The organism is Haloferax volcanii DS2 (assembly GCF_000025685.1).
In the GTDB taxonomy this organism is placed as follows: Archaea; Halobacteriota; Halobacteria; order Halobacteriales; family Haloferacaceae; genus Haloferax; species Haloferax volcanii.
In genome coordinates, this window is record NC_013967.1 from 1285189 (window position 1) to 1298173 (window position 12985).

Below are 12985 nucleotides of genomic sequence, written 5' to 3' on the forward strand. Positions count from 1 at the left end.
TGCGACCGACCCGCGCCGGCCGTCCCGCCGGCGCGCACTCGATTTCCGACCGACTTTCACCGTGAGCCGCCGGAGCCGACGCCTATCGGGACGTTTAACCCCGAGTCCGACGGGCGTTCGAACATGAAGGCCACCGCCAAGGCCCACCCGATTCAGGGCCTCGTGAAGTATCACGGGATGCGAGACACGGAGCGCCGAATGCCGTACCACGACAGCATCAGCGTCTGCACGGCACCGAGCCACACGCAGACGACCGTCGAGTTCCGCCCCGACGCCGACGAGGACGTCTACGTCATCGGCGGCGAGGAAGTCGAGGGCCGCGGCGCGGAGCGTATCCAAGCCGTCGTCGACCGGGTCCGCGAGCTGGCCGGCTTCGACCACCGGGTCCGACTGGAAAGCGAGAACTCCTTCCCATCGAACATCGGCTTCGGGTCGTCGGCGTCCGGGTTCGCCGCCGCCGCGATGGCGCTTGCCGAGGCGGCCGACCTCGACATGACGCGCCCCGAAGTCTCGACTATCGCCCGCCGCGGGTCGGCGTCCGCCGCCCGCGCCGTCACGGGCGCGTTCTCGCACCTCTACTCGGGAATGAACGACACCGACTGCCGCTCCGAGCGCATCGAGACCGACCTCGAAGACGACCTGCGCATCGTCGCCGCGCACGTCCCCGCCTACAAGGAGACCGAGCAGGCCCACGCCGAGGCCGCCGACAGCCACATGTTCCAGGCGCGGATGGCCCACATCCACGCCCAGATAGACGACATGCGCGACGCGCTGTACGACGGCGACTTCGACGCCGCCTTCGAACTCGCGGAGCACGACTCGCTGTCGCTCGCGGCGACGACGATGACCGGCCCCGCCGGCTGGGTGTACTGGCAACCGCGCACCATCGCCGTCTTCAACGCCGTCCGCAAACTCCGGAACGAGGAGGACGTGCCGGTCTACTTCTCGACCGACACCGGCGCGAGCGTCTACATCAACACGACCGAGGAGCACGTCGACCGCGTCGAGGAAGCCGTCGCGGACTGCGGCGTCGAGACCGACGTGTGGGGCGTCGGCGGCCCCGCCGAGGTGCTCGACGAGTCCGAGGCGCTGTTCTGAGCGCGCGGCCGACCGCCGCGTACCGCGCCCGCGATCGCCGTCACCCTCTTTTCTCTCGCGCCCGACGAGACAGCCATGCGTGTCCTGGTTCTCGGTGCCGGGTACGCGGGCCTCACGCTCGCCCGCGACCTCGAACGCCGACTCCCCGCCGACGCCGACCTGACCGTGGTGAACGACTCCCCGCACCACCTCGTCCAACACGAAGTCCACCGCGCGATTCGACGGCCGGCGGTCGCCGACGCGATTCAGGTCCCCCTCGACGAGGCGCTCGACCGCGCCGAGGTCGTCGTCGACCGCGTGACCGGCGTCGACCGCGACGCGCGAACCGTCGAACTGGCCGCCGGCGACGCCCTCGACTACGACTACTGCGCGGTCTGTCTGGGCGCGCAGACCGCCTACTACGGCATCCCCGGCCTCGAAGCCCACTCGGTCCCGCTGAAGCGCGTCGCGGACGCCGAAACCATCCGCACGCGCTTCTTCGACGACTGCGACGAGGGCGGCACCGTCGTCGTCGGCGGCGCGGGGCTGTCTGGCGTGCAGGTCGCGGGCGAACTCGCCGCGCTCCGCGACGAGGAGGGCGCGCACGCCGATATCGTCCTCGTCGAGCAACTGGACGCCGTCGCGCCGTCGTTCGACGCGTCGTTCCGGCGGGCGGTCCGCGACGAACTCCTCGACAGGGGCGTCGAGATTCGGACCGAGACGACCGTCGAATCGGTGACGGACGCGACCGTCGAGGCGGACACCGGCGACATCGACTACGACCTGCTCGTCTGGACCGGCGGCATCGCCGGCGACGACGCGATGGGCGGCGAGCGCCCCACCGTCAGGGCGGACCTCCGTCTCGACCGGCGGACGTTCGTCGTCGGGGACGCGGCCCGCGCGGTCGACGCCGACGGCGAGCCCGTGCCGGCGAGCGCCTCCGCGGCGCTCCGCGAGGCGAAGACCGTCGCCGGCAACATCGCCGCGCAGGTCGAGTTCGAGACCGGCGGCGACGAAGACGAGTTCGCCCCGCGGCCCGACCCTTATCGCTTCGAAGTCCCCGGCTGGATTGTCTCGGTCGGCGACGGCGCGGTCGCGCAGGTCGGCCCGAGCATCTTCCGCGGGAAGGCCGCGAAGGCCATGAAAGCCACCGTCGGGGCGGGCCATCTCACCTCGGTCGGCGCGATTTCGCGGGCGGTCGACCTCGTCGACGAGGAACTGCACGCCTGACGGGTCGGCGGCGGGCGACCCGCTCCCGCGGTCCGCCGGCCCGACCCTGAGAAGTTCTTTATCCGATGCCGGAGTATCTCCAGCTATCACCGACGATACCGGGAACGACCGAGACTGCGCCGGCGAGGCCGCGATTCGCGACGTGACCGCCGAGCGAGGCGCTCGATGAACTGGCAGCACAGCGTGTACGCCTACCCGATGGTGTTCGCGGCGGTCGTCGCCGCCATCCTCTCGGGCTACGCGCTCCAGTCCGTCCGCCGCCGGGGGCGGAACCCGACGGTCGTCTCGTTCGCCGTGCTGACGGCCGCCGTCGCCTTCTGGACCGCGACGACGGCGGTCAAGCTGTTTCTCGTCGCCCCCGGCGCGAAACTGCTCGCCTACAAGCTCCTCCACGTCGGTGCGATGACGGCCGCGCCGGCGTTTTTCGTCTTCGCCCTCGCGTACACCGACCGGCGGGAACTGCTCGACCGGCAGGTCGCCTCGGCGCTGTACGTCGTCCCCGCGGTGTTCCTCGTCGTCCTCTTTACCAACCCGCTGGAACTCGGCTACACCGGCTGGGAGCTGTCGGCCGTCGACGGTGGGGTGACGCTCTCCGTCACCGACGGCCCGGTGAGCGTGTTCGGCCTCGTCTACGCCTTCGTGCTCCTGTTTCTCGGGCTCGGCGTCATCGGCCAGTACGCCCTCGAACTCGACCGCCCCTACCGGACGCAGGCGACGCTCCTCATCGTCGGGATGGTCGTGCCGTCGGTCGTCGCCGCGCTCGAACTCACCGACTCGCCGCCGCTCGCCGGCGGCGTCAACCTCATCCCCGCCTCGCTCGCGGTGCCCGCGGTGACGTTCGGCATCGCCGTCTACCGCTACAAGCTCCTCGACATCCTCTCGCTCGCCTACGCGGCCGCCGGCGCGCACTCGACCGACGGGCTCGTCGTCCTCGACGCCGACGAGGTCGTCGTCCACGTCAACGACCACGTCCGGCCCCTCTTGGGAGCCGACGACCCGCTCCTCGGTCGCCCGGCGAGTGAGGCTCTCCCGAACTACGACGACCTCGCCGGCGACCCCCCGACGTGCGACGCGCTCGTCGCGGGCGAGCGCTACGTCGAACTGACGCGCATCCCGCTGGACCGCGCCGGCGACCCGCTCGGGTGGGTGGTTTCGGTTCGGGACGTGACGCCGCGGAAACGCTACGAACTCGCCTTGGAGTCGAGAAACGACGAACTGGAGGTGCTCAACCGCATCGTCCGCCACGACATCCGAAACGATATGCAGCTCGTGACGGCGTACATCGACATCGTCCTCGACCACGAGCCGCTGTCCGACGAGGCGCGGTCGCAGTTGGAGACCGCGCTCCGGCGGGCGCTCAACACCGTGGACCTCACCGACGTGCTCGGACAGTTGATGCGCGCGACGAACGACGACGAGCGCCGCCGCGCCCTCGACGTCGGCGACGCGCTCCGCGAGGCCGTCGACGACGTGCGCGAGGGCTATCCGAACGCGGCCTTCACGGTCGATAGCCTCCCGCCGGCGACGGTGTTCGCCAACGACCTGCTCGACTCCGTGTTCGTGAACGTCCTGAAGAACGCGGTCGTCCACAGCGACCGCGACCGCCCGTCGATTGCCGTCTCGGGCGCGGCGGACGACGAGTGCGTCACCGTCCGCATCGCCGACGACGGCCCCGGCATCGCCGACGACCGGAAGTCGGTCGTCTTCGGGAAGGGCGCGAAGGGGCTGGGAAGCCCCGGCACCGGCACCGGCCTGTACCTCGTCGACACCATCGTCTCGAACTTCGGCGGCGCAGTCCACATCGAGGACAACGAACCGCGAGGAAGCGTCTTCGTCATCGAACTCCCGCTCGCGACCGTCGAGGCCGCGGACTGAGCCGCCCCGTTCGACTCGGGGACCGTCGCCGCCGCGGTCGGCGTCGCTCGTGGACGAGGTTTTATCGCCGCCGCTCCAAGAGAGCGTGTGGCACCGTTCGACGCGATTCTCTTCGACCTCGACAACACGCTCTGTACGAACGACCAGAGCGGCGAGACCATCTACGCCGGCGCGTTCGACGCCGCCGGTCTCGACCGCTTCGGCGAGCCGTCGGACCTCTGGGCCGCCCTCGACGGCCTGCCGGACCACGACGACCACGAGGGCTACCTCGCAGACGGCTTCGAGCGCGTCGCGGCCAAACACGACCGCGAGGGGGTCGACGTTCGGGCGCTGGCCCGCGGATTCGTCGAGACGGTCGACCACTCGGCGGTCTCGTTTCGCCCCGGTGCCGAGGCCGCGCTCGCCGCCGCCCGCGACCACGCGTCGGTGGGCCTCGTCACCAACGGTCCCGAGCGGCGGCAGGCCGTCAAACTCGACGCGCTCGGCATCGCCGACGCGTTCGACGCGGTCGTCTTCGCGGGCGACATGCCGCGGCGAAAGCCCCACCCCGACCCGTTCGACCGGGCGCTTTCCGACCTCGACGCCGAGGCAAACGCGAGCCTCCACGTCGGTGACTCGCTGGAGTTCGACGTGGACGGAGCCCACCGCGCCGGTCTCGACGCCGCGTGGTGCCCGGTCGAGACGGGCGACGAAGGCGACCCGGACCCGACCTCGTACGCCCCGGCGTACGTCCTCCGGTCGCTCACCGAGTTCTCGACGATTCTCGACGGCGGGCCGTGACTCGGCTCCCGCGGCGTCGCCGTCGCCATCGCCATCGGCCGCCGCGAGCCGTCCGCTGGACCTTTGTTCGCGTCACCCGTAGAGTGGTTCCATGAACCCCGTCGAGGGCGTGCTCGCCCGCGAGTTCCCCGAGCGACGCGTCGCGGCGACGGCCCGCGTTCCGAACGGGAACCACAAGCAAACCGCGGTCGCGACGTTCGCCGACGGCGGGGAAGTCGTCGTCCAGACGGCGGCCGACGCCGCGGCGCTGGCCGTCGAAGCCGCCCTCTCGCGGGCGGTCCGCGAGCGCACGTCGATTCCGGTCCCCCGCGTCCTCGCGTCGGGCGCGCTCGACGGGGCCGGCTACGTCGTCACGGAGCGCGCCGCCGGCGACGAACTCCACGAGCGGTTCGTCTCGCTCGATGCGACGGCCCAGCGGCGGGTCGCCCGGTCGTTCGGCGTCGGCCTCGGCCAGCTCCACGAACAGTTCACTTTCGACGGCTACGGTCGGCTTGCGGGCTCTCCTCGCGGCGGACAGCGAGCCGACGGTGGCGAAGCGACCGCGGGCGGAGCCGGGTTCGAATCGGAACCGGCGACCAACCGCGGATTCGACGCCACGAGCGCCGACGACAGCGATTGGGAGGCGTGGTTCTCCGCCTACGCCCGCGAGGGAATTGCCGCGCTCCCGGCCGCGTTCGACGGGTGTCGAAAGCGGTTAGCGGACGCCGTCGCGGCCGCGTCGCTCCCCGCGAACCCGCCGGTGCGGCTCTATCCGTGGGACTTCAGACCGGGGAACGCGCTCGTCGAGGACGACCGGGTCTCGGCCGTCCTCGACTGGGGACAGCCGATGGCCGCCGCGCCGGGACTCGCCGTCGCCAAAGTCGAACACCTCGTCGCTGACTGGTACGTCGAAGACGGCGCGCCGCTCCGCCGGGCGTTCCGCGCGGGCTACGAGTCGGTCCGGCCGCTCCCACCGGTCCCGCGCGCCTATCGGGTCGCCGCCGTCGTCCACTCGGCCGTCGATTCGGCGGGCGAGGTGACCCGCCCCGGCTACCCCGAGCGAACCGGCGCGGCCGCGGTCGACTTCCACCGAGCGCGACTCGACGCGTGGTTGTGAGTCGTGGGGGGAGTGGCGTCGACCGGGACGAACCGCCCCGTCGACGGCGCGCTGTGACCGTCGCGGCGACACGAACTACTAATTCTGAGTGCGTGGTATAGTCACGCATGGTACGAGAAGACGGCAAGCGAAACTTCGTCCACTTCGAGGACGGCGAGGAGACGAGCGTGTTCAGCGGAACGTATCCCCGGCAGGCGGCGCTGAAGGCCGCCCGCCGACTCCATCCCGCACCCAGCCCCGACGACATCGACGGGAAGGCGACGCTCAGCCTTCGCGAGCGCGGCACCGACCGCGTCCACATCTACGAGGGCTGGCGTGGACCGAGGAGAAAGACGACGACGCCCCCGAGTGGATGGACGACCACGTCACCCGGGCGAACGTCTCGAAGCAGGGCATCGAACATCTCGAAGCGTAAGCCGGGGGTTCGGCGGGGCCGGTGGACCCCGGCTTCGGTTTTTCGGGCTGTTTCGGACCTGCGTCGCGCACGCGCACCGACGGCTCAGTCGCCGGCCTGCGCCGCCTCGCCGTGACCGCCGTGGCCGTCATCACCAACAGACTCCGAGCGGTGGAGCCAGTAGAGGACGCCGAACAAGCCGGTCGCGAACACGTTCAACACGAGTTTGTAGTCGGCCTCGATACTCACCTCCGCGATTTGGACGCTCTCGGGGGCCGGGATGAGCCCCGCGCCGAGGAAGACGAAGTGGATGACGACGCCCGTCAGGACCGCCGCCACGAATATCATCCCCGAGAGGACGGCCGCGAACGTCGTCCCGTAGTACTCGCGGTAGGCGTCCACGATGGGCGGGACGATGAGGTCGGCGTAGATGTAGCTCAGGACGCTCCCGAACGGCAGGCCGTTCGAAAAGAGGACCGCCCCGAACGGGACGTTCCCGACCGAGCAGACGAAGGTGGCGACGCCGATGACGGCCCCGAGGACCGCGGTCCAGAAGACGTACACCGGCAGCCCGAACGTCGGCCCCGAGAACACCGAGGTCCACACCGCGTCGGGGATGAAGCCGGCGATGAGGCCGGCGAAGACGAAGCCGATGGCGATTTCGTCCCAGAGCATCCCCCACTCCTTCCACTGCTTGTCGGCCAGCGCCTTCCACCCCGACAGCGACGTGGCCCGCTCGCGAACCGTCGTGTTGGCCTCTTCGGGGTCGAAGCTCTCCTTGCACGACTTCGAGCAGAAGTAGAACGTCCGGCCGTCGCGTTCGACGCTGTACTCCGTCTCGTCGGGGTCGACTTCCATCCCGCAGACGGGGTCGCGGACGGTCTCGCTTCCCTCGTCTTGGACGTTCCGTCGGGCCTGCTCGACCACCTCGTCGGGCACGAGGTAGACGAAGCCGAACGCCATCAGCCCGATGAGGATGAACCCGCCGAGGATGTCGGCCACGAGGAACTGCCAGCCGAGCAGAATCCAGATGACCGCGCCGATTTCGATGACGAGGTTGGTCGAGGCGAACATGAACGCCCCGAGGGTCGCCGCCGCGGAGCCGCCTTTCTTAAAGAGGTTCTTCGCGGTGGCGATGGCGCTGTACGAACACGACGAGGAGACGAAGCCGAACAGCGAGCCGTAGCCGATTTCGCGCGGGCCGTGGCCCTCGAGCAGCTCAGAGACCTCCTCGCCGGAGGTCCACGCCTCCACGCCGCCGGCGATGGCGAAGCCGACGACGAGCGCCCACCACGTCACCCACGCCATGGCCGCGGTGGTTGAAAGCGCCTCTCGGGCGCTCTCGACGAGGAACGTCCCGAGCGGCTGTGTGGTCGTGAACACGCCGAGTCCGACCGTCGCGGCTGCGATGACCGCGAGTATCGCGTATTCGCTCCGGTCCATGTGATTGAGTATGAGGGAAGCCGTACCTAACTGGGTTGTGCCTAGCAGAATCGGGGTCCCGGCGCGACGCGAGTTCTGATTGTGAACTCCGACGGGGCGGAGAGTTCAGAACGTGAGCCGTCGCGTTCGGCTCGCGCCGTCGGAGCGACGGAGCGTCACCGGCTCGAAACTCGCTCGGGCGTCAAACGTCCCGTAGGAGGCGTAATACGGCCTGTCTCTCGGGGTACCCAGAAAGTTAACTTCGAGTAGCACCTCCGTTTCTCCCGTGACTATCACTACGGAGATCGTTATTCGTTCGTCTGCGCTGCCGTTCGTCCGTCTCGCGAAATCGGTTCCGTCGAACCAGATCGAATGCGTACACGGCCTCTGCCACGAGGGGAACTCTCGGGTGTTCATGCTCTACGTCGACCCCGACGCGGACATCTCCGAACCCGACCTGTTGGCCTTCGACGAAGTCGTCGCCGTCGACGCGCTCGGGCGCGCGAGCGGTAAGGACGTCTTCCAAACCACCATCCAACTGGACGACGTCGTCTCGGAAGCGTTCGCCCCCGAGCGGTTCACCGCGACCCAGGTGGAGCGGACGGTCGTCACGCCCGACGGCTGGTACGAAAAGAAGCTCTTTCAGAACTACAACGCGTTCAACGGGATGCGAACCCGCTGCGAGGAGTACGGTATCTCTATCGAGCTGATTTCTATCACGCAGAACCCCCGGGAACGCGACGAGTCGTCGCAGTACGGACTGACCGAGCGACAACAGGAGGCGCTGACGCTCGCCATCTCCCGCGGCTACTACGAGAGCCCGCGGCAGGTCTCGACCGAAGAGCTCGCCGAGGAGATGGGTATCTCGCAACCCTCCATGTCGAGTCTCCTCCGCCGCGGCGAGCGCCAGCTTCTCACCTCCGCGCTCGGCTCGCAGTCGCAGATCAACACGGTCAGCAGATAGCGACGGACCCCAGCTTCGTGTTCCGATGGCCGTGACCCCGAACCGGCGACAGTATTTAAACACCCCATTCCAGATAGCATCGAAACCAAGTCATACGACACCCAACTGAGAGGTGAGACAACCATGGATATCACCGAAGGCTGTGCGAACCCGTCCGTCGAAGGACCCGAGGAGTACTTCACGGGAGACGCCCGACTTGACCCCCTGTTCGACTCTCAGAGCGAGGCCCGCGCGGCGGCCGCGAGCGTCACGTTTGAGCCGGGCGCTCGCACCGCGTGGCAGGCGCTGGACGCGATTGACGTGGACGCCGGTGACCGCGTTCTCATCCACGCCGCGGCCGGCGGCGTCGGTCACTTCGCCGTCTAGTTCGCACGGGAGCGGGACCTCCACGTTATCGGCACCGCCTCGGGGTCGAACGAAGAGTATCTCCGAGAACTCGGCGTCGACGAGTTCGTCAACTACCGCGAACAGCGCTTCGAAGAGGTGCTCGAGCCGGTCGACGGAGTTATCGACGGCGTCGGCGGAGAGACCTTCGACCGGTCCCTCGAAATCCTGAACGAAGGCGGTACCATCGACAAGCTCCCGAGTCCGCCGACCGACGAGCAACAGGAACTGGCGGACGAACAGGGCGTCGAAGCGATCATGACGACCGTCCGCTGGAACGGTGAGTGGTTCGAAGACATCACCGAGCTACTCGCAGACGGCACCGTCTCGGTGACGCTCGACACGGTGTTGCCGCTCTCCGAAGCGACGGAAGCCCACCGGCTGAGCGAGGCGAAACACGCCCGCGGGAAGATTATCCTCACACCCGGCGACGACGAGTCCGCGTCGAACTAATCGTCGCGTCCTACCCCGGGCGTCGATTCGGACGAACGTGAGGCAGCTCCGCCGCACAGGGATGCTTCTCCGCTCACGTTGTCCGCCGAAAAATCATGGGCGCTACAGGGGTTCCGTGAACGGGGTATATAAACCACCTCTCGCGTTCGGATATGTCGAACACTCATTGTTCTACCACGGGAGGTGATTCCGCCGCTGTTCGGCCCGCTCACGCTCTCCACGGCGGTCATAGTGCTTATCGAGCACCAGGTCACTCGCGTCGAGGCGGTCAGACACCACCCGACGCGGCACTTCCTCCCGCCGATAGAGCGTAACCACCCCCTTCCGAACGTCGTGGGGAGACCGAGAAGACGGACACGTACTGACGTGATTCAGTTCCACCGCCTCGCACGTCTCGATGTCTCGATTGTGCGGGCAACCCTGATTCAGCCAGCACGGGCGAGTAACCACGTACACGTCCTGCCGAATCGTACTCGCGGAAACCCGTCCGTGAGAAGTCGTCAGTAGCGGCTTCCGACCGAACTCGTCGGTCTTGTCGACACGCGGGCCGTCGATGTACGCCTGTAACATCGTGCCCACCCGGTCAGACACCGAGTTGAACCGCTCCCCTTTCTCGCCGTTCTTGATGGGCGTGCCCTGGTCGGGCCGGTGCTTGTACCGGACGACCGGCGTCCGGCCGTCGAGGTCGAGGTCGCGCAGGTCGAGGCCACGAATCGCGCCCATCCGCGCGCCCGTCTCCCACAGCAACGCGAATTCGACGTGCCGCCGGGAAGCGTAGTGGTAGCGGTGGAGGTATTCGAGGATGTCAGTCGCCCGGTCCGGTTCGAGCGTCGAATCACTCACGTCGTCCGTCCCGGACAACTTCGGCAGCGGCACCCGCTCGTAGAAGTCCTCGGGAACCGCGTGGATGTTCGCCGCGAACCGGAGGAACGCCCGAAGCGTAGTGAGCTGTGATTTGAGCGTGACCGGCGCGATTTCCTCCGGCGTCTCGCCGTCCTCCACGCCGAAGTTCCCTTCGCGTCTCCAGACGCGGAACTCGTAGAGGTCCCGGCCGTCGAGCTCGGTCAGGTCGTCGACGCCTGATTCTTCGCACCACTCGACGAACGCCCGGAGTCGGTACTTGTGGGACTTCAACGTCCAGTCCGCGAGTTCGTCCTGGCGGGCCTCCAGGTACATTCGGACCGCGCGAGCAGGTTCGAGCGATTCGAGCTCACTCATCGAATCACCCCCGAATCGGGTTCACTTCCGGTCCATTCGCTACGCTTACAACCGCGGTGCGATAACTCAATCATGGCTTCCATTGTGAGGCCGCGGTCCGGGTCGAGGACGCCAACCCTGCCAGAAGCAGCGTCCTCGAAAGGGACCGTCAGCCGGGTAATCCATTCGATACCCCTACTTAAAGTCCTGAGCCATAGCCGCGGAGTGAAAGTGTACGTTTGAGCGAAAGTAAAACCCATTTCTGTCAGTCTGTCAACAGCCGTCCGTCGTGGGGCTTCAATAGCCCGAGTCGTGTAGGCAAACATGCTTCCGTACCTGTATTACGGGAGCCACCGCGGGCCAGCGTGGCAGCGCTGGGTCCGCTTCTGACGCCGACTGAACAACAGTCAGCGTCGCGTGTAGCTTCCGTTGGCCGATAGAACAGATTGTCTGTACTTAATTCTACCTGCGATATTCGTATCTATAGATAAGGATTAGATTTTTTCAGAGTGGGATTAAATAAGTGAAGTCGCCTTATCGGGATGATAATCACATTCCGGCGTATTCAGAATTGTATGAGAAGACGGGCAGACTGGTGGGTCTTGGCAGATGACATGATCCTAGAGTATATCTCAGACGAAGGAACAGGAACACCGAAGGTCATCAGCAAAGAGATCGACAGGAGTCAGGGCTACGTCAACCAGCGGTGCAGTCTGCTCGAGTCGTACGGCCTTCTGACGAAAGTTGCCCGCGGAGTCTACACGTTATCTGAAGCAGGAAAGCAGTACCTTTCTGAGGATTTGGACGCTTCAACGTTAGAGAAAAGCGAGTAAGGTAGCACCCACCACCCTTACCCGTAAGGGGGCGGGTGGATGGGTGGTTTGTTGTTTGAATTTGTCAGTCAATTCAATAACTGAATTCTTAGTGAGGTTGAAACAGTTCTAGACATAACGACTTTTACTACAGAAGCATATCCAACAATAATGAAGAGAGGAATTGACACTTCTGAGGTTGAACAAAAACTACCGATCACCACAGAATTATATGGTCGTGCGATTCCATCTGGAATAATATATGATCCAGACTATGAAAATGATGCACTCCCAGAATTCCTGGATGATGAAGACTGGATAACGTATATACCAAACCAAGATGGCGAACTGAGTTTTGTCAAAAGTGAACCAATTACTAGTGTGTACTTCGGGAAAGAGCCAGAGAACCCAGAGACAGACATAAATTTGCAATTTTTTGATGTTTATTATCAACATCTTTCCTTCCCAAATATTATGGGTCTTATGCCGAGTCTACTAGATGACATCAGAAATTTAGCCACGGTATTATCAAAAGTCGCATACTACCAGTCAGATCTTTCAGATCTTAATGCAGCGATCCAGCAATTCATTCGCACAGAGTTGGAGTATCTATTTATGGTCTCAAGAAGCGCATATGACAACCTTCAATTCATCATTGCGAATACGTGGGAAAAGTTACACACTATAGACGGAGATGAAGACTATAGTGCCCAATTGCCAACCAGCTCTTTTAAAGACGTGGCACTTAGCGGGAATGATCCTGTTCCAGTAGAAGACCTTGAGGACAAATATGGGCTCCCAAAAGCGCTAGCGGAATTCTATTCTGATGAAGCCGTGTTCTTTTCAAAGATTCGTGAGTTCAGAGATTCGGTCACCCACCAAGGAGACTCTCCAAAAACTATATTCATTGCGAGTGATGGGTTAGCAGTTGACACGACCAAAGAACCGTACTGTAATTTTAATGTATGGGAAGATGAGCACATCGTTAATAATGGAATAGCACCGCTTTGGCCATTCATCGCACACGTAGTTGATCAGACGGTGTCTGCTCTCAAGCGATTCATAGTTGGTCTCTTTGATCAGAGAATCAAGGTACTACCACCGATAGCAAAGGGATATGATGTTTATATTCGCGGAGGGAATGTCGGGAATTTGAACCACTTGGACAGTCTAATGCATGATGACCGATGGGGAAAAGAGTTCATCAAGTCTGTAGAAGAAAGAGTCCAACATTCACCACCCTCTAACTGATTGTTTTTGAAGAATCCTATGTAACTCCGCCCAGTCTTCGAACGGGTCCT

General features: G+C 64.8%; 12 protein-coding genes and 2 pseudogenes. 11 read left to right on the forward strand and 3 right to left on the reverse strand.

All coding sequences use genetic code 11. From position 1 onward, the window contains the following. The first annotated feature begins 123 nt into the window (after positions 1-123). From mvaD to HVO_RS20135, 6 genes and pseudogenes are all read left to right on the forward strand, one after another. The gene (gene mvaD, locus HVO_RS11510; RefSeq protein ID WP_004043526.1) at positions 124-1098 is read left to right on the forward strand and encodes a phosphomevalonate decarboxylase MvaD; all 975 of its coding nucleotides are present in this window, start codon (positions 124-126) and stop codon (positions 1096-1098) included. Positions 1099-1173: 75 nt separating this feature from the next. Continuing rightward, a complete protein-coding gene (locus HVO_RS11515; protein WP_004043525.1) occupies positions 1174-2307 on the forward strand; it encodes an NAD(P)/FAD-dependent oxidoreductase in 1134 nt (377 codons plus the stop codon). A gap of 165 nt (positions 2308-2472) precedes the next feature. Continuing rightward, positions 2473-4182 (forward strand): histidine kinase N-terminal 7TM domain-containing protein, encoded by a 1710-nt coding sequence (locus tag HVO_RS11520; RefSeq protein ID WP_004043524.1) that lies wholly within the window; start codon positions 2473-2475, stop codon positions 4180-4182. Positions 4183-4269: 87 nt separating this feature from the next. Further along, complete coding sequence (locus tag HVO_RS11525; RefSeq protein ID WP_004043523.1) at positions 4270-4962, forward strand: HAD family hydrolase; 693 nt, start codon at positions 4270-4272, stop codon at positions 4960-4962. Between the two features lie 91 nt (positions 4963-5053). Beyond that, complete coding sequence (locus tag HVO_RS11530) at positions 5054-6058, forward strand: phosphotransferase family protein (protein ID WP_004043522.1); 1005 nt, start codon at positions 5054-5056, stop codon at positions 6056-6058. A gap of 107 nt (positions 6059-6165) precedes the next feature. Continuing rightward, positions 6166-6473 (forward strand): annotated as a pseudogene (locus HVO_RS20135) (non-histone chromosomal MC1 family protein). 84 nt (positions 6474-6557) lie between these two features. Here the strand turns inward: HVO_RS20135 and HVO_RS11540 are convergent. Continuing rightward, positions 6558-7895 (reverse strand): permease, encoded by a 1338-nt coding sequence (locus HVO_RS11540; protein ID WP_004043519.1) that lies wholly within the window; start codon positions 7893-7895, stop codon positions 6558-6560. 105 nt (positions 7896-8000) lie between these two features. Continuing rightward, the gene (locus HVO_RS21285; protein WP_236995485.1) at positions 8001-8291 is read right to left on the reverse strand and encodes a hypothetical protein; all 291 of its coding nucleotides are present in this window, start codon (positions 8289-8291) and stop codon (positions 8001-8003) included. On the opposite strand from HVO_RS21285, the gene HVO_RS11545 reads away from it, so the two are divergent. The 3 genes and pseudogenes from HVO_RS11545 to HVO_RS11555 all read left to right on the forward strand — a co-directional run. Beyond that, the gene (locus HVO_RS11545; protein WP_236995486.1) at positions 8290-8838 is read left to right on the forward strand and encodes a helix-turn-helix domain-containing protein; all 549 of its coding nucleotides are present in this window, start codon (positions 8290-8292) and stop codon (positions 8836-8838) included. The two genes, HVO_RS21285 and HVO_RS11545, sit on opposite strands and share 2 nt — an antisense overlap. Before the next feature lie 123 nt (positions 8839-8961). Next, positions 8962-9204 (forward strand): cupin domain-containing protein, encoded by a 243-nt coding sequence (locus tag HVO_RS21290; RefSeq protein ID WP_004043516.1) that lies wholly within the window; start codon positions 8962-8964, stop codon positions 9202-9204. A 15-nt stretch (positions 9205-9219) separates the two neighbouring features. Beyond that, positions 9220-9675: pseudogene (locus HVO_RS11555) on the forward strand (zinc-binding dehydrogenase); the annotation flags it as partial. A gap of 171 nt (positions 9676-9846) precedes the next feature. On the opposite strand, the gene HVO_RS11560 reads toward HVO_RS11555, so the two are convergent. Continuing rightward, the gene (locus HVO_RS11560) at positions 9847-10893 is read right to left on the reverse strand and encodes a tyrosine-type recombinase/integrase (protein WP_004043513.1); all 1047 of its coding nucleotides are present in this window, start codon (positions 10891-10893) and stop codon (positions 9847-9849) included. 554 nt (positions 10894-11447) lie between these two features. On the opposite strand from HVO_RS11560, the gene HVO_RS11565 reads away from it, so the two are divergent. Continuing rightward, positions 11448-11705, forward strand: coding sequence for a hypothetical protein (locus tag HVO_RS11565; protein ID WP_004043512.1), 258 nt, complete (start codon positions 11448-11450; stop codon positions 11703-11705). Between the two features lie 150 nt (positions 11706-11855). Continuing rightward, positions 11856-12935, forward strand: coding sequence for a hypothetical protein (locus HVO_RS20140; protein ID WP_013035234.1), 1080 nt, complete (start codon positions 11856-11858; stop codon positions 12933-12935). The last annotated feature ends 50 nt before the right edge of the window (positions 12936-12985 follow it).

Bases quoted from the DNA above. Each gene is read 5' to 3' on its own strand.
- mvaD (WP_004043526.1), top strand. From the start codon at position 124: ATGAAGGCCACCGCCAAGGCCCACCCGATTCAGGGCCTCGTGAAGTAT.
- HVO_RS11515 (WP_004043525.1), top strand. From the start codon at position 1,174: ATGCGTGTCCTGGTTCTCGGTGCCGGGTACGCGGGCCTCACGCTCGCC.
- HVO_RS11520 (WP_004043524.1), top strand. From the start codon at position 2,473: ATGAACTGGCAGCACAGCGTGTACGCCTACCCGATGGTGTTCGCGGCG.
- HVO_RS11530 (WP_004043522.1), top strand. From the start codon at position 5,054: ATGAACCCCGTCGAGGGCGTGCTCGCCCGCGAGTTCCCCGAGCGACGC.
- HVO_RS11540 (WP_004043519.1), bottom strand. From the start codon at position 7,895: ATGGACCGGAGCGAATACGCGATACTCGCGGTCATCGCAGCCGCGACG.
- HVO_RS11545 (WP_236995486.1), top strand. From the start codon at position 8,290: ATGCTCTACGTCGACCCCGACGCGGACATCTCCGAACCCGACCTGTTG.
- HVO_RS21285 (WP_236995485.1), bottom strand. From the start codon at position 8,291: ATGAACACCCGAGAGTTCCCCTCGTGGCAGAGGCCGTGTACGCATTCG.
- HVO_RS21290 (WP_004043516.1), top strand. From the start codon at position 8,962: ATGGATATCACCGAAGGCTGTGCGAACCCGTCCGTCGAAGGACCCGAG.
- HVO_RS11560 (WP_004043513.1), bottom strand. From the start codon at position 10,893: ATGAGTGAGCTCGAATCGCTCGAACCTGCTCGCGCGGTCCGAATGTAC.
- HVO_RS11565 (WP_004043512.1), top strand. From the start codon at position 11,448: ATGAGAAGACGGGCAGACTGGTGGGTCTTGGCAGATGACATGATCCTA.
- HVO_RS20140 (WP_013035234.1), top strand. From the start codon at position 11,856: ATGAAGAGAGGAATTGACACTTCTGAGGTTGAACAAAAACTACCGATC.